The 16928-nt window shown below is 46.7% G+C and carries 16 protein-coding genes; 8 read left to right on the plus strand and 8 right to left on the minus strand.

Going from position 1 to position 16928, the window contains the following annotated elements:
• The first annotated feature begins 10 nt into the window (after nt 1–10).
• The 8 genes from VFC92_04925 (at nt 11) to groL (ending at nt 7196) form a co-directional block, all read left to right on the plus strand.
• Nucleotides 11–1078, plus strand: coding sequence for a PorV/PorQ family protein (locus tag VFC92_04925; GenBank protein ID HZK07521.1), 1068 nt, complete (start codon nt 11–13; stop codon nt 1076–1078).
• Nucleotides 1079–1200: 122 nt separating this feature from the next.
• Nucleotides 1201–1665, plus strand: a complete 465-nt coding sequence (gene greA / locus VFC92_04930; protein ID HZK07522.1) for a transcription elongation factor GreA — start codon at nt 1201–1203, stop codon at nt 1663–1665.
• A 109-nt stretch (nt 1666–1774) separates the two neighbouring features.
• Nucleotides 1775–2167: an HIT family protein gene (locus VFC92_04935; GenBank protein ID HZK07523.1), complete on the plus strand. Its 393-nt coding sequence runs from the start codon at nt 1775–1777 to the stop codon at nt 2165–2167.
• 79 nt (nt 2168–2246) lie between these two features.
• Nucleotides 2247–3851, plus strand: coding sequence for an L-aspartate oxidase (gene nadB, locus VFC92_04940; protein ID HZK07524.1), 1605 nt, complete (start codon nt 2247–2249; stop codon nt 3849–3851).
• Nucleotides 3844–4575 (plus strand): tetratricopeptide repeat protein, encoded by a 732-nt coding sequence (locus VFC92_04945; protein ID HZK07525.1) that lies wholly within the window; start codon nt 3844–3846, stop codon nt 4573–4575. Before nadB ends, VFC92_04945 begins: the two co-directional genes overlap by 8 nt.
• A gap of 4 nt (nt 4576–4579) precedes the next feature.
• Nucleotides 4580–4924 (plus strand): preprotein translocase subunit SecG, encoded by a 345-nt coding sequence (gene secG, locus VFC92_04950; GenBank protein ID HZK07526.1) that lies wholly within the window; start codon nt 4580–4582, stop codon nt 4922–4924.
• A 305-nt stretch (nt 4925–5229) separates the two neighbouring features.
• Entirely contained in the window at nt 5230–5508 is a 279-nt protein-coding gene (locus tag VFC92_04955) for a co-chaperone GroES (GenBank protein ID HZK07527.1), read from the plus strand.
• Nucleotides 5509–5555: 47 nt separating this feature from the next.
• Nucleotides 5556–7196 (plus strand): chaperonin GroEL, encoded by a 1641-nt coding sequence (groL, locus tag VFC92_04960; protein ID HZK07528.1) that lies wholly within the window; start codon nt 5556–5558, stop codon nt 7194–7196.
• Between the two features lie 89 nt (nt 7197–7285).
• Here the strand turns inward: groL and VFC92_04965 are convergent, their stop codons facing one another.
• The 8 genes from VFC92_04965 to VFC92_05000 form a co-directional block, all read right to left on the minus strand.
• On the minus strand, nt 7286–8029 hold the full coding sequence (locus VFC92_04965) for a DUF3307 domain-containing protein (GenBank protein ID HZK07529.1): 744 nt from the start codon (nt 8027–8029) through the stop codon (nt 7286–7288).
• A 192-nt stretch (nt 8030–8221) separates the two neighbouring features.
• Nucleotides 8222–8890, minus strand: a complete 669-nt coding sequence (locus tag VFC92_04970; GenBank protein ID HZK07530.1) for a SatD family protein — start codon at nt 8888–8890, stop codon at nt 8222–8224.
• Complete coding sequence (ettA, locus tag VFC92_04975) at nt 8890–10566, minus strand: energy-dependent translational throttle protein EttA (GenBank protein ID HZK07531.1); 1677 nt, start codon at nt 10564–10566, stop codon at nt 8890–8892. The genes VFC92_04970 and ettA overlap by 1 nt, the downstream gene beginning before the upstream one ends.
• 222 nt (nt 10567–10788) lie before the next feature.
• On the minus strand, nt 10789–11589 hold the full coding sequence (locus VFC92_04980) for a DUF481 domain-containing protein (protein HZK07532.1): 801 nt from the start codon (nt 11587–11589) through the stop codon (nt 10789–10791).
• Between the two features lie 2 nt (nt 11590–11591).
• Nucleotides 11592–12146, minus strand: coding sequence for a DUF308 domain-containing protein (locus tag VFC92_04985; protein ID HZK07533.1), 555 nt, complete (start codon nt 12144–12146; stop codon nt 11592–11594).
• Between the two features lie 119 nt (nt 12147–12265).
• Nucleotides 12266–13489: a glycosyltransferase gene (locus tag VFC92_04990; GenBank protein HZK07534.1), complete on the minus strand. Its 1224-nt coding sequence runs from the start codon at nt 13487–13489 to the stop codon at nt 12266–12268.
• A 283-nt stretch (nt 13490–13772) separates the two neighbouring features.
• A complete protein-coding gene (locus tag VFC92_04995) occupies nt 13773–14969 on the minus strand; it encodes a glycosyltransferase (protein ID HZK07535.1) in 1197 nt (398 codons plus the stop codon).
• Nucleotides 14970–15357: 388 nt separating this feature from the next.
• Nucleotides 15358–16800: an LptF/LptG family permease gene (locus VFC92_05000; protein HZK07536.1), complete on the minus strand. Its 1443-nt coding sequence runs from the start codon at nt 16798–16800 to the stop codon at nt 15358–15360.
• Between the last annotated feature and the right edge of the window lie 128 nt (nt 16801–16928).

The following is a 16928-nucleotide window of genomic DNA, read 5'->3' on the forward strand; positions in this document are numbered from 1 at the left end:
ATTTCAAAGTATGAAAAATATTTATAGATACATCTTCACAGTCTTTGTAGGTGCAATGCTGATAATGCCTACTGCAGGCACATTTGCCGGTAATAAAGACCGTTCGGGGCAGTCCGGCGCTTCGGAGTTGCTTATCAACCCATGGGCAGGTAGCTCGGGATGGGGTGGCGCCAACGTGGCTTGTTCCCGCGGACTGGAAGCCTTGTTTACCAACGTGGCCGGTACTGCTTTTACCAACCGTACCGAACTGATTTTCGTCCATACCGACTATCTGAAAGGTGCTGATGTGAACCTGATGACCTTTGGTATCTCTCAGCGAGTAGGCGAATCCGGTGCGATCACTATTGCCATCATGTCGATGGGTTTTGGCGACATCTCGCGAACCACCATCGCTAATCCCGATCCGACGGATGCCTCCATTGGTACCTACAGCCCGAGTCTGCTGAATATCAATATCGCTTATGCCAAAGCGTTTTCTAACAGTATTTATGGCGGTTTCAATATCAAGATCATTTCCGAATCGATTGCCGATATGAGTGCCCAGGGCGTTGCCATCGATGCAGGTATCCAATACGTTACCGGTGAGAAGGAGAATATCAAATTCGGCATCTCGTTGAAAAACGTTGGGCCTACCATGAAATTCTCGGGTGACGGACTAACATTCCGCGGTTTTTACACGCCATTCTCAACCACTTCTCCTACTTTCCAGCAGCGTATTTCTGATTTTGAGCTGCCGGCTCAGTTGATGATAGGTGGAGCTTATGATTTTTTATTTGGCGAAAGCCGCTTTAGCCTTGCCGCAGCATTTGTTTCCAACTCCTTCACCAAAGACCAGATAACGCTGGGTGGCGAATTTTCGTTGAGAAACTATCTTGTTCTGCGTGCAGGCTATACCTACGAAGATGGCATAACTAATAAACCCGATCGCACTTCTGTATTTACTGGCCCCAGCGCCGGTATTTCTGTTCAGATACCACTCAACAAGAAAAAGGGAACCATCTTCGCTGTAGATTATTCTTATCGCGACACCGATCCTTTCAATGGCGTTCATAGCATTGGAGCACGCGTCAGCTTGTAATAAAAGTTCTTGCTGAGCGGAAAAGTTTTATATTTGCACCCACATTTTAAGGCCCTTTTTTCGGAAAGGGTCTTTTTTATATTTTTAATCACCTACAAAACTGCAGTACAAATATGTCAGGGATAAAATATTATAGCGAGGAGGGACTCCAAAAACTCAAAGCTGATTTGCATCGTATGATTACCATCGACCGCCCGGACGCATCAAGACAAATAGGCGAAGCACGCGACAAGGGCGACCTTTCCGAAAATGCTGAATATGATGCTGCCAAAGAAGCACAGGGAATGCTTGAGATGAAAATATCCAAGCTCGAAGATACTCTTCGCAATGCTCGTATCATCGACGAATCGAAGCTCGATACCAGTAAAGTGTTGATACTTTCGAATGTTACCATCCGCAACCTTAAAAATAATGCAACGATGAAATACTGCATCGTGCCCGAAAGCGAATCCGACGTTAAAAATGGCAAATTGAGTGTCAACTCACCCATTGCTAAAGGTTTGCTTGGCAAACGTATTGGCGATATAGCTGAAATAAAAGTTCCTGCTGGGGTTATTAGTTTCGAAGTAGTAGAGCTTACGAGGTAGAAGCCATTGGGCCTAAAAAAGAATATTGCCAGGCGGTTGTAAAACGTTTGGCAATTTTTTTTTGATTTTGTTACCTTTGCTCGTCTTAATCATCATTAAAAAATTTATTATGAGCACAATTTTTACTAAAATTATCAACGGCGATATTCCGTCGTACAAGATTGTCGAAGACGAAAACTACTTCGCCTTTCTTGACATAAATCCGCTGGCCAAAGGCCATACGCTCGTCATCCCCAAAAAGGAAATTGACTATATTTTTAATATCGATGATGAATTGTTGGGTGGTATGATGGTGTTTGCCAAAAAAGTAGCTCGCGCTGTGGAGCAGGTGGTTCCTTGCAAGCGCATGGGAATTACCGTATTGGGGCTGGAAGTGTCCCATGCCCACATTCATCTGGTGCCTATCAACAGCATTTTTGATATCGATTTTAGTAAAGAAAAGCTAAAGTTGACGCCAGATGAATTTGAAAAACTTGCCGCCGACATTCGAATTCATTTGTAGTGGGAGTTTTGATTTATTGAATTTTGAAATTGGAATTTATTTGGGATTTGTTTTATTGGGATTTGAAATTTAGCCATTTATGCGAAAAAAATTTGATTTTTTGGTTGTAGGATCTGGCATTGCCGGATTGAGTTATGCCCTAAAGGTTGCACAACATGGGAAAGTATGCATCATCACCAAATCAGGAGCAGCCGACACTGCAACGCGCTACGCGCAGGGAGGGATTGCTGCGGTTACCTACACGCCCGACTCGTACGAAAAGCATATACAGGACACTCTGATAGCCGGCGATGGTTTGAACGACGAAAATATTGTTCGCATCACCATCACCGAAAGCAGCGAGCGCATCAAAGAACTGATAGAGTGGGGGACGCGTTTTGATAAAACCAATACCGGGCAGTTTGATTTGGGGCGCGAAGGTGGCCACAGCGAGAAACGTGTTTTGCATCACAAAGACAGCACCGGCCTGGAAATACAAAAGGTACTCCTGCAACAGGCACGCAGCAATCCAAACATCGAAATTTACGAGGATTATTTCACCATCGACATCATCACCCAGCACCACCTGGACGAGGAGGTAACCCGCCGCCGCAGCGACATCGCCTGTTTTGGCGCTTATGTTTTGGATGTTAAAAACAATGAGATTCATACGTTCCTGGCCAAAACTATCATGTTGGCTACCGGCGGAGCCGGCAATGCTTACGCCACCACTACCAATCCGCGTGTTTCTACCGGTGACGGCGTGGCTATGGTTTATCGTGCCAAGGGGATAATTGAAAATATGGAGTTTATTCAGTTTCACCCTACCGCCCTTTACAATCCAAAGGAGTCGCCTTCATTTTTGATAACGGAAGCCTTGCGTGGTTTTGGCGCTGTGCTTAAAAATGGTGCAGGCGAAGAGTTTATGAAGAAATATGATGCCCGTGGTTCGCTGGCTCCACGTGACATTGTGGCGCGTGCGATCGACAATGAGATGAAACTCTCGGGCGACGACTTTCTGTACCTCGACTCACGTCACCTCAACAAAAATGAGCTTATCAATCATTTCCCGACTATTTATGCCAAATGCCTGACCATCGGCATCGACATCTCCCGCGACCTGATTCCGGTGGTTCCGGCTGCACACTATACCTGTGGCGGCATCAAAACTGACGAATTCGGGCGCAGCTCCATCGACCGGCTTTACGCCAGTGGAGAATGCGCTTCTACTGGTTTGCACGGTGCCAACAGGCTGGCCTCAAACTCACTGCTCGAGTCGCTGGTATTTTCACATCGCGCAAGCGTGGATGCTGTCTCGCGTATCAACAGCATAGAATTTTGCGACGATATCCCCGACTGGAATGCAGAAGGTACGGTGCTCAACGAAGAGATGATTCTTATTACCCAAAGTCTGAAAGACTTGCAGGCAATCATGAGCAGCTATGTCGGCATAGTGCGCAGTAATCTGCGCCTCAAGCGTGCCTTCGACCGGCTGGAGATTATTTATCGCGAGACAGAAGATTTGTATGAAAAATCGGTTCTTACCGTAAAAATTTGTGAGCTGCGAAACCTGATTAATATAGCCTATCTGATTATAAAAATGGCCATGCAGCGCAAAGAGAGCCGTGGATTACATTATTCGCTCGACTATCCGCGTAAGCATCCCTTGGATGCGGGGTCAAACATAAATCGTCACGATGAATAGAGAAGAATTTACGCAGGCACTCCGCGACACCTCCACCTTGGGTGACTCAGCTTTGGGATTGGAGGATGTGTTGAAACATTTTCCGTATTGTCAGAGTTTGCAGATGCTTTACTTTTTGTGGCTGCTGCAGCGCAGCGACGTTCGGTACCACAATCGGTTGCGTATGGCAGCCGCTTATGTTGCCGACCGTGGCGTGCTCAAAGATCATGTGGAGCGACTTGAGCTGATGCATCAAAAACCGGCTGACGTTGTCGCACATGAGGATTCGACAGGAGAAGATGTGGGTAATCTGCAGCCAGAGCGCCCGCCGGAGTTGCAATCCCGAATGAAACAGGAAGCGTTTCAGGAAAATTCTGATGGGGAAAAAAGTAATAGAGAGATTCCGGCTGACACAGTGGCTGACAATACGGCTGAAAAATCTTCAACGATTCCTCCGGGAAAACAGCAGAAGTCGAAAGCCGAGCTTATCGATAAGTTTATCAAAAATGCCCCCAGGCTGCGTACACGCAGCGATTTCTTCAATCCAAACGATTATGCGAAAGCCAGCGCCATCGACCGTGACGATATCATCAGCGAAACGCTGGCCTTGATTTACCTGAAACAAGGCAACGATGAGAAGGCTATTAAAATTTATGAGAAATTAATTTTGAAAGTTCCGGAGAAAAGTACTTACTTTGCAGCCCAAATTGAAAAAATTAAGAAAAACTCTAATCTAAATAATTGATATTATGGCTTTTTACAACTTTATGACGGTGCTTTTGCTGATTGTTGCCGTGTTGATCGTTTTGGTGGTGTTGGTACAAAATTCAAAAGGTGGCGGACTGGCCAGCAACTTTGCTGGCTCCAACCAGTACATGGGCGTGCGCAAAACTGCCGACTTTCTCGAAAAAGCTACCTGGACGCTGGCCATTGCAATGGTGGTGATTGTGCTGGGAACTTCCAAAATTATCCCTAAATACTCGAGGGCTGTCATTGAAACTCAATCGGAAATAAATGTGAACGCACTACCTGTGCCTACCACACCTTTCAATCCGGCTGCTACCGAGCAAGGTGAACAGCAGGAAAATGACTAGTTGCTCATTTACATAACACACATTTTTTAAAATGTCAGGTTGTCACCAAACAGTCTGACATTTTTTATTTCATCACAATTTTATCTTCTGTTTCTGATTGGAGCGGGTGTTATAATTTCGCTATGGAGGATGGAATCGTGTGAAATTTGTCCTGCTTTGTCAGATAACCTGACAAGATGAACAGGAAAGCCCGCAGAACACGACCAAAAATGCTTTGGCATAAAATCTGATTTAGGCCGGCATCATTTGAAAATTTACCAAAGAAATATTTCAATTAACATCACATTAAAAATACTTTGAAGATTATGGGAAAACTTAACATCAAACCATTAGCCGACAGAGTGCTCATTGAGCCCTCCTTAGCCGAAGAAAAAACAGCAGGCGGCCTGATCATTCCTGACACTGCCAAAGAAAAGCCACAGCGTGGTACCGTTCAAGCGGTAGGACCCGGAAAAAAAGATGAACCAATGACCGTGAAAGTAGGCGACGTAGTGCTGTATGGAAAATACGCCGGTACCGAAATCACAATCAATAACACCAACTACCTCATCATGCGCGAGTCGGATGTGGTGGCTATTGTGTAATCAAACGAAATTTCAAAATCATTAAATAATTATAAAACAAGAAGAAAATGGCAAAAGATATAATTTTTGATCTCAAAGCAAGAGATGGCCTGAAGAAAGGTGTTGACGCACTTTCTAATGCCGTAAAAGTTACCTTGGGACCCAAAGGCCGCAACGTGATCATCGACAAAAGCTATGGTGCTCCGAGCATTACCAAAGACGGTGTGACGGTGGCAAAAGAGATTGAACTGAAAGACCCCATCGAAAATATGGGCGCTCAGATGGTGAAAGAAGTAGCCAGCAAAACCAACGACATAGCCGGCGACGGAACTACTACAGCTACCGTGCTGGCACAATCAATCGTTACCACCGGACTGAAAAACGTGACCGCCGGCGCTAACCCGATGGATCTGAAACGCGGCATCGAAAAAGCTGTTGTGGCAGTTGTCGAACATCTGCGTAGCCAGTCAAGAGAAGTCGGCGACAGCCTACAAAAAATTGAGCAGGTAGCTGCCATTTCGGCTAACAACGACAACAACGTTGGTAAACTCATTGCTCAGGCTATGGATAAAGTGAAAAAAGATGGCGTAATTACCGTGGAAGAAGCCAAAGGAATCGAAACGTATGTGGAAGTTGTAGAAGGTATGCAGTTCGACCGCGGCTTTATCTCACCCTACTTTGTTACCGACACCGAGAAAATGGAAGCCGTTTACGAAACTCCTTACATCCTGATCCACGATAAGAAGATTTCTATCATGAAGGATCTGCTCCCTATTCTTGAAAAAGTGGCTCAAACCGGACGTCCGCTATTGATCATTGCCGAAGACGTAGAAACCGAAGCACTGGCTACGTTGGTAGTTAACCGGCTGCGTGGCGGATTGAAAGTGGTTGCTGTAAAAGCTCCCGGCTTTGGCGATCGCCGCAAAGAGATGCTCGAAGACATTGCTATCCTCACCGGTGGTACTGTAATCAGCGAAGAAAAAGGCTATAAACTCGAAGATGCTACCATCGAATATCTCGGCAATGCCGAAAAGATCACCGTTAATAAAGAGAATACCACCATTGTAAGTGGAAAAGGTGAAAAAGAAAATATCAATAGCCGTGTTGCACAAATCAAAAAACAAATAGAAACCACTACCAGCGATTACGACAAAGAGAAGCTGCAGGAGCGTTTGGCCAAACTGGCTGGTGGCGTAGCTGTGATTTACGTAGGTGCTGCCACTGAAGTGGAGATGAAAAGTAAGAAAGACCTTGTCGAAGATGCACTCAACGCAACACGCGCTGCCATCGAAGAAGGTATCATCCCCGGCGGAGGTGTAGCTTATCTGCGCGCCATCGATGCCCTCGACCATATAAAAACCGAAAACTTTGACGAAAAAACCGGTGTTGATATCCTGCGCCGCGCGCTGGAAGAACCACTGCGTCAGATCGTAGAAAATGCAGGCATGGAAGGTTCTGTGGTTGTTAACAAAGTAAAAGAAGGTAAAGATGACTATGGCTATAATGCCCGTACCGAGGTTTACGAAAATCTCCACGATTCAGGTGTAATCGATCCTACCAAAGTGGCTCGCGTTGCCCTCGAGAATGCTGCTTCTATTGCCGGTATGTTGCTCACCACCGAGTGTGTAATTGCCGACGTAAAAGAAGACAAACCCGACATGATGCCTGGCGGAATGCCTCCGGGCGGCGGTATGGGTGGCATGTATTAATAGTTTTGTCACCAAGACTCATAAAAAAAGCTCTCCAATCTGGAGGGCTTTTTTTATGTTTTAAAATGCCAGTCGCTGTGGCGAAATGATTATTGCGCTAAGCAAAAAAGGTTTTGTACGGCAATGCCTGTAAAAATAGCGATGATAAAGCTGATCATGGTTCCCAATAGGATGTACTCGGCGTCTTTTCGGTTTTCAGGATTTCGGATATCGCTAAAACGCAGGATGCTTTTGGCAGCAATCAGAAAGCCTATGCCCGTAAACTGGTGAATGAGTACAAAAGTGAGGATGAGGATGCGCTCGATCATACCGATCCAGCGGCCGGCATCTGCCAGTCCCTGGTTGTCTGTGATCTGTTCTTGCCACGGCGCTGTGATCTTGGCAATGAGAAAACCCGCCGGCCAGATGACAAACACATAACCCAACACTACGGCAAGCACATTTGTATTGGTAAAATACCCGGCCAGACTCTCCATAATATTCCAGTCAGGCATGGTGTACATGTACCAGGCAGCAGCAATTACGAGCAAATGGATTACCTGATCGGCCAGGAAATATTTCAGGGAGTTGTCGGTGTAGGATTTCCAAAGATCAGTTGCCAGGTGAGTTACCATCACAAAGGCCGGGATGAGGAACTCGTTGTAGCGACCCGATAATAGATAAACCATGATTCCGGCGATGGCCGCATGCAGATAAAGTGTGCCAGCACGCCAGTGAAGAGCTTGCCTGGCAACAACCCACGACTTGCGCTGCAGCATAAAATCAGCCACCAGATGTGCTATCAGGAGCCGCAGCAATAAAGCTATTTGAAGTTCATCCATACCGGTCGTCATGAGCAATAGTTTTTAGGTGTATTTCTTCTGTTTCCACATTTCTGGGCTAAAGCCCACTCTGTTTTTACACAGCATTATTAGTGTTCTGGCATTAAAAAGATCCATAAAAATAATCCTGCAGGAATGTAAAAGGTAATTATAACCCCACAGGGTTATAAATGCCAATTATAACCCCACAGGGTTATAACACATTCAGATTTTTTGCATGAGTTCGTCGTATCGGTTGAGTGCAAGTTCGAAAGCATAAAGGTTGGCAGATAATAATCTTTTGCCAATAGCAGGCTGTGAAATATCAAAGGCTTCCGCCATTTCCTGTTGTGTTTTTCCTTTCAAAAATTCGATAATTGCCATTGCCTGTTCGGCCGACCATTTGGTGACGATTGCGTCGAGCAGAGCACATTCCACATTGAGTTCTTTGTTAATCTCATCATTGGGCGTCCTGACGAAAAGCATGCGATTGTTTTGCATCATCCGGTCGAGCTGGAGGCCGGAGTTTCTGTACGCTTCGCCGTCACCTTCGCCTCCGGTTGCATCGGGCATCAATATAATGGAGCCAATGCCGATGGCAATGCGCGCATCGATGGTGTTGCTCAGAGTAGTTTTGATACTGCTGCGCAAAGCTGCCCGTATGATGATGGCTGCTTTAAGCGCTTCTGTCGGCTGTTGTAATACGCCCTGGAAGCCGTCGCCCCGATGAATTTCGAAAGGAAAAGCCATCACCTCGTTACCCAAAATCTGAGCAGGGACAGCCAGCGCATTTTTTAAATAGCCAAGTAGCTGGCGTCGCTCTTCGCCTGTGAAGCGCGACGAATCGACGATGTCGCCCGTGATGACGGCATATGTTTTTGTTGTGGATGGCATCAGGCGGTAAGTTTTCGGTATTTCAGTCGCTTGGGGCCAATGTCGCCCAGGCGTTTCTTTTTATTTTCTTCGTATTCGGAGTAGCTGCCTTCAAAATACACCACTTGTGAGTCGCCTTCAAAAGCGAGGATATGCGTTGCGATCCGGTCGAGAAACCAGCGGTCGTGAGAGATCACCACGGCACAGCCGGCAAAGTTTTCGAGGCCTTCTTCCAGTGCGCGAAGCGTATTCACGTCGATATCGTTGGTAGGCTCGTCGAGCAGGAGCACGTTGGCTTCCTGGCGAAGCGTTAATGCGAGATGAAGGCGGTTGCGCTCACCTCCGGAGAGGATGCCGGTTTTTTTCTGCTGGTCGGCGCCATTAAAGTTGAAGCGTGCCACGTAGGCGCGTGAGTTCATCTCGCGGTTGCCCAGTTGTATGGTTTCATGGCCACCCGACACTACTTCCCAAACCGATTTTTCCGGGTCTATTTCGGCATGCGCCTGATCTACATAGCCCAGCTTTACCGTTTCGCCCACTTTAAAGGTTCCCTTGTCGGGATGTTCCTGCTCCATGATCATGCGAAACAAAGTTGTTTTCCCGGCGCCATTCGGACCTATCACGCCAACGATGCCTGCCGGTGGTAAAGAAAAGTTCATATCTTCGAAGAGCAGCTTGTCGCCAAAAGCTTTTCTTACGTGGTCGACTTCTATTACGTTGTTTCCCAGGCGAGGACCGTTGGGGATGAATATCTCCAGGCGTTCTTCCTTTTGTTTTACATCCTGACCCAGCATTTTCTCGTAAGCCGACAAACGGGCTTTGGATTTGGCGTGGCGGGCTGTGGGCGCCATGCGTACCCATTCCAGCTCTCGCTCCAGCGTTTTATGGCGTTTGCTTTCGGTTTTTTCTTCCTGTGCCAGGCGTTTGGTTTTTTGTTCGAGCCACGAGGTGTAGTTTCCTTTCCAGGGAATGCCCTCGCCGCGGTCGAGTTCCAGAATCCAGCCAGCCACGTTGTCGAGGAAATAGCGGTCGTGGGTCACGGCTATCACTGTGCCGGCGTACTGTTTCAGGTGCATCTCGAGCCATTCTATCGATTCGGCGTCGAGGTGGTTGGTAGGCTCGTCGAGCAACAAGATGTCTGGTTCCTGGAGCAACAAACGGCACAAAGCAACGCGGCGCCGTTCGCCTCCCGAAAGATTTTTTACGGGTGTGCTACCCTCGGGACAACGCAACGCATCCATAGCGCGTTCCAGACGGCTGTCGAGTTCCCAGGCATTTTTGTGATCAATCAGGTCGGTGAGTCGCCCCTGTTCAGCAATCAGGTCTTCCATCTCCTGGTCGCTCATGGGTTCGGAAAATTTTAGATTGACAGCTTCATATTTTTTAAGCAGATCCACCACTTCCTGCACGCCTTCTTCTACTATTTCTTTCACCGTTTTCGTGGCGTCAAGCTTCGGATCCTGCTCAAGCATGCCTACCTCATAACCGGGCGAAAAAGCAATATTGCCCTGGTACGACGCCTCCGTTCCGGCGATAATGCGCAACAACGTCGACTTGCCTGAACCGTTCAGGCCGATGATGCCGATTTTTGCGCCATAATAAAACGAAAGGTAGATGTCTTTGAGCACCTGTTTGTTGGGCGGAAATATCTTACCAATGCCCGACATAGAGAAAATTATCTTGTTGTCGTCTGCCATATCTTTTTGTGTTGCTGGTTTTTAAATATTAAAATGAAAAGCAAAATTAGGCTTTTCGTTGTATTGTTGCGGGGATGTAAATAAATAAGGTGGGAATTAAGCAGTCGGCAGGTCGCAGTCAGAAGCTGAATCCCTGCGCCTTGCTCCTTGCGCCCTGCGCCTTGCGCCCTGCGCCTTGCTCTTTGCGCCTTGCGCCCTGCGCCTTGCGTCTTGCGTCCCGTGCTAATTAAACTGAAACCGTATTCCGTTTTCCAGCGAAAGATCGAAGTTTTCTACTTTGGTAATGGGGCGGCTGATGTAGCGATAGGTAAAACGGGTAACCAAAAACAGGCGTTTGGCAATCTGAACCTCCAGCCCGGCTTCTGCCGAAATGCGATAGTCTCCAAAATCTTCCAGCGCAGGCTGATAATAAACCACGCCAGTGAGGTTTAGTTTTTTCTCAAGCATCCAATCGAAGCTAATAAAATTCGTGCTGCGCCACAAATACAGCGCAACAATCTTTTCATCCAGATTATACTTCTCGGTTTCGTACATAATCCCCACACTTACATTCATATCAAAAGTATGGGTGCTGTCTTTGTGCGAGCTGGCCCGGATAAGTCCATATTTTATTCCTGTTCCTGCTAGATTGCGTGCGTTGAGGTCGATAAATTCGTCGTACTGACGCTGGACAAAAGCCTCCAGGCTAGTCCGTGGTGCGAAATTCCACATCGAACGCAGATGCACAAATCCCTGGTTCTCGATCTTTTTTTCGCTGCTGTTTTTGTATTCAAAATCGCCCACAATAAAATAATCGAACGCATTACCATTGTAGTCGATGCGCCCGGTTCCTTTCAGGGCAGTATATTTTGTATTCCCGGCTTTAACTGACAGGGTGGTGGAGGCATTGTAAAGAAATCCTTTCTTTTCGTAATATTTCCGGTACTTCTCTGTATTGATCTGCGCCTCGACGGATAGCACCGGCAAAAATGCGATTAGAAAAAGAAAAAATGTCCGGTCTATTTTTCTCTTCAAAAAAATCATAACTAAACCAATTCTTCAGGTTTCGTTTCGTTAGCGCGTATCGAAACGGCAAAAAACAACATAATGGCACCGAAAAATAAAGCCATCACACCAATGATGTAAACGAACGCAACGATCGATTCAAAAGGGTTGAAGAACAGCAGCAGTCCAAATACAAGCGTCACTACGCTGTTGATAATCATCAGTCGCCTGGAGGTGCCCGGCCTGATCATTTTCAGTGCTATGTAAAGTTGAACGGCACCAATCACCAAAGCCCAAATACCAATGATGATGGCAAAAACTATGAGGCTCTGTTGTCTGTTGAAAATCACAAAAATACCGATGATCAGGCTCACCAGCGAATTGACAAGTGCAGAAATATAGGGCCTTTCTTTGCGCATGTTGTGTATCGAAACGATGATGCCAATAATACCCGCCACCAATACCAGTGCGCCAAACCAAATGGCAACCACATGGATGGTTTCTTTGGGCACGAAAAGGACAAGTACGCCGAAAAGCACTGCTACCACTCCATTGATGGCAAGTGTGAAACGGTAAGATTTTAATTTTTTTTCCATTATGAAAGATGTTTTAGTTTTAAAAATGGTTTGTTATTTTCATGTAAAAACGCCGAGTTTACCTTGTCTTATTGTGGCTTTCGTTCAAAATTTAATATTCAAAAATCTAATTCAATATTTCAAATCGTCCTTCGTCGTTCATTTGCATTCCCAGACGCACCGCCGTGCGTCTCTTCTTTCCTGCTTCCTTTCATAACCTTTGCCATTTCATCGGTGGCATTTTTCCAGTTGTAATTTTTAATGACGAAATCATATCCTGCCGCAGCAATTTTCCCGGCATAATCCCTGTCCTTTAGCAAATTCAAAATATGCTTTGCATACTCCGCAGGTTTTTCGGCCACCAGTATTTCGTTGCCATCTTCGGCGCACAGGGCGCTGTTGGCAAGCGGGGAGGTGATGCAGGGTAGCCGCATCGACATGGCTTCGAGGAGTTTGTTTTGCAGTCCTGTGCCGATTTGCATGGGTGCCACAAAAATCCTGGCTTGCGCGTAGCAATCTCTAATGTCGTCCACCCAGCCCGTCACCGTTACCTGTTCGCCGGCCAAATCCTGTACACGTTTGTCGGGTGTGGCACCGGCCAGCAACAGTCGTGCTGATGGCATTTCCTGTTGCACCAGTGGCAGGATTTCATAAGCCAGATATTCGGCAGCATTCACATTGGGTGGATATCCCATGTTGCCAATAAAAACCAGATCGTAGGTTTTTGGTTTGTCGATGGGATGAAAAAAATCATGATCCACGCCGTTGGGAATGACATGGATCTCGGAATGACGCGGGTGCGGAATCAGCTCGCGGTCGGGGGCTGAGATAATTACTTTGTTGTCGAAGAGGTCGAAGAGTTCGTGCTCATAGCGTTTCAGGCGCTGGTATTCGAGACTGAACACAGGTCGAAGGTACCAGCTTACACGCGGGATGCGCCGTTTGATGCCCATCGAAAACACATCCTGATAATCGAGGGTTTTAGGAATTGGCTGGTGTGAAATGTAAGCTGCCACGCGCAGCAACTGGCAAAAGACATGATCGGGTTTCTCCTGGTGGATGACCTCATCAATCTGCCGATGGATGCGCCGGCTGTAGAAATATCCGGCCTGAAAAGGAATGCCGGAAAAGATGGCTTTGATGAGGTTGAGAAAAATCACAGGCTTGGTTAGCCGGAAAATATGGATGCGCTTACAAAATGGTTCCAGCTTTGCGATGGCATCGGGGTGAACGTCCTCGTCGGCCAGGGCGCAAAGCACAATCTCAAAATGCGCCGACAAGTGCTTCAGATGATGGTAGGCGCGCAGTTTGTCGCCTTTTTCGAGTGGGTAAGGAACCCTGGGAAGTACAACGAGCAGTTTCATGGGGCAAAAGTAAGAACTTCCGGCTGAAAATCAGCAAAACTAATTTGATCCATTTCAGGGGTTTTTGTCGTGGTTTTGTTTTGTAGATGATCGTCATTTTACTTTATCCACATTCCCAAAACATCTAAAGCCTTAGGTCGGGAAATTAGAAGCTCATTGCAGTGATCAACCGGAATTGCTTATTTGATTAATTTAGTGAACTAAACATTGGAAATCCTATAATGTCTGGTTCACAAATTCAAAAGAGGGATGTTTTAAGAGGTAAAATGATTTTGGATAATTCTCAAATCGTCCGATAAAACTCACTCAGCTTGCGCATCAGATCGGCATTATTGTGATGAAGATGGATGAGCTGACGGGCGTTATCGCCAAGCTGCCGGCAAAAGGCTGCATCCTCCACGCAGCGACTGATGGCTTCTGCAAAATCATCGGCAGTATCAGCTAGCATAATGTCCTTTGCATGCGTCACCCTGATGCCTTCGGCGCCAATGGTGGTGCTTACGATGGCTTTGCCCAGTGCCATTCCTTCGATGATTTTGATGCGGATGCCACTTCCCGAAAACAGCGGCACCACTTCTATGGCTTTGGAAGCAATAAAAATTGCGGCATCATCCACTTCGCCAACCACTTCCACATTTTCTGTATTCAAATTTAATAACCAATCGGGCATGGCACGGCCGGCAACATAAAATTTTAGATCGGGAAATTGTGCATGCACTTTTGGCCACACCTCTTTTAGGAACCAACTCATGCCTTCCTCGTTGGGCATCCAGTTCATGGCGCCTATGTGAAATAGCGACGGAAATTCTTCGGTAACCTTTGGTGGTGTCAGATATTTTGAGGTGTCGATGCCAAAAGGAATATCCGTGACGGGCGTGGTGCAGGCAAATTTTGTGATAAAAGCGGCATCGGTGGACGTGATGGCTGCTATGCCATCATATTTTTGCAGCACCTTCAGCTCATAGCGTTTCAGTTTGGTAGCAAGATGTTTTAGGTAGATTTTTTTTAACGGATTGCTGGTGATGGCTGCCACGCGCTGCCAGATAAGATGTTCGATGTTGTGAGCGCGCAGTACAATTTTAGCTTTGGAATGCGCTCTGATTACCGGAAGATAAGGGCTTAGGTAGAGTGTTTCGCATTGCACGATGTCGTAGTTGTCGTTTTGTAATATTTCGATCAGCTTATCGCGAAAAGCGGCACTGATAAAGCGCTGCACGTGATAAGAAGCGTTGCTGAAAAGGTTAAGAAAAGCGTCAACGGGTCGGATGGACAGATCGAGATACACGGTTTCTATTTGCGTCTTTTGCCGGTATTCCTGCGGAATTTTTTCGACATCCACCTGGTATTTGTTGGTGTTTATGGCCAGCACTTTCACCTGATGGCCAGCGGCAGCCATGCCTTCTACCATGGCATTCATGGCAATGGGACCTCCTTCGCGGGGTGGCCAGGGCGATTTGTTGCACAGAAACAATATTTTCATCTCAATAAAATTAAAATTTCCAAAGGTATTCGATATAATTTGCCATTATTGTCGGGTAACCATGATTTTCCAAAAATAGATTTCTCCCTCCAAATTTGCATTGCAAATTTTCCAGTCGAAATGACACGCTGTGTTATGGGTGGAAGGTTCGGGAGCGTAGCGCCCGAACCTTCCACCCCCTCTGCCCTTACCGATCGTGTCATTCCGATCCGCCAACTGGTCGGAGAGGAATCTATTGCATTCCAATTATTTACAAGAACTTGTCATTAATCGTAGCGCAGCGAAGAGTCCATTGTTTCAACCGGACGCCAATGATAATTTGCCCTCTGTTTAATTGTCTTCAAAAGTCATGGCTTATTTTAAACATCTCAGAAAATGAATAGGGTTATTATTTTTGTTTTACAAAAAATAGCAGTTTGCGCACTATTTTACTCCAGGCTTCGGCATCGAGCAGAGGCGAGTCGGTGGTGGCTTTGTAGGTAAGGAAAATGCCAATGGGCAGCAATATCGCTGAAGCAAGCCACATCGCAATCTCAGGCTCGAGTATGCCGGCGCGCGCATATTTTTCGCCGGTGATGCTGATGATGTGATAGATTACAAAAAAGAGGATCGATACCACCACGGGCATGCCCAGCCCGCCTTTGCGGATGATGGCTCCCAGGGGCGCACCAATAAAAAACAGAATCAGGCAGGCGATGGAGAGCGTGAATTTGCGGTGCCACTCGATGTCGTGCTTGCGGATGCGTTCGCGGCGCTTTTCAAAATCCGGGATGTTGAATTCCAGGTTGGTTTTGGCCGAACGCGCCGATTGCAAGGCAAAGTCGAGCGCGGCTTTGCGTATGTTTTTGTCGACGCGCTCCAGGCGATAAACCGTGTCAGACAATGCTATCGCCGGCTTGAAGAGGATGGTATCGGTGGCAAGGCTATCGTAATGCGTATAATTTACAAAACGTTCATTGATAGATTTCAGGAGATTTTGCTGCCGCAGTATCAGCTCAGCCTGCAACGAGTCGCGGTAGGAGCTGAGTTGCTCCAGGTTCATCATTTGGTAGTTGTTGCGGAAAAGCTCTTCGTCGGTACGACTCATGGAAGTGCCCAGACCGCTGAAGCGCCGTGTTTGCTCGCCAAATTTCATCTTCTGAAACGGCCGGCTGTTTTGATATCCCGCTCGGTTTGTTATGTCTTCGTAATTGTAGCCATCGTAAAGATGAAAAAGCATGGTGCTCTTGTCGGGCGCTATTTCCATTTTGCCATGTTCGGCAGTAGTAAGTTTTATGTTGCCTTGCCTGTCGGAGTGGTTGTAGATCATCACATCGTGTATGGTGTTGTCGTCGTCATTTTTGTTGTTGATGCGGATGGTAAAACCTTCGAGACCATTATAAAATACACCGTCTTTGATGTTTAGCGTAAGCTTGGTCTGCCTGACATCGTAAAGTAAAGCGTGAAATTTCAGATTGGCAATGGGCAGGACATTATTAGAAAACAAAAAGGCAGCTATGCTGATCACCACCGAAAGCATCACGAGTGGTTTCATGATGCGGCGCAACGAAATACCCGAAGCTTTCATGGCCACCAGCTCGTATTGCTCGCCCAGGTTTCCAAAAGTCATCAGCGACGAGAGCAAAATCGCCAGCGGCAGCGCAAGCGGCACAAAAGTGGACGAGGCATAAAAAAGCAACTCACCGATGACGTACCACTCCAAGCCTTTGCCCACCAGCTCGTCGACATACTTCCACAGAAACTGCATCACCAATATGAACAGCGAGATGAAAAAGGTAAGCACCAGCGGCCCCAGATAGGATTTGATAACAAAAAGATCGAGTCGTTTCACAATAGCAGCCGTTATTGATAATGATGCAGCGCTCCTTTTATAGATGCGCGATGTGCGCTATGGTAACGACAAAATGCCGGGTTTGGTTTCCGCTAACGGCAAAAATTAATACGTTACTTTTGCTGTTC

The organism is Bacteroidales bacterium, from assembly GCA_035647615.1.
Classification (GTDB): Bacteria; Bacteroidota; Bacteroidia; order Bacteroidales; family 4484-276; genus SABY01.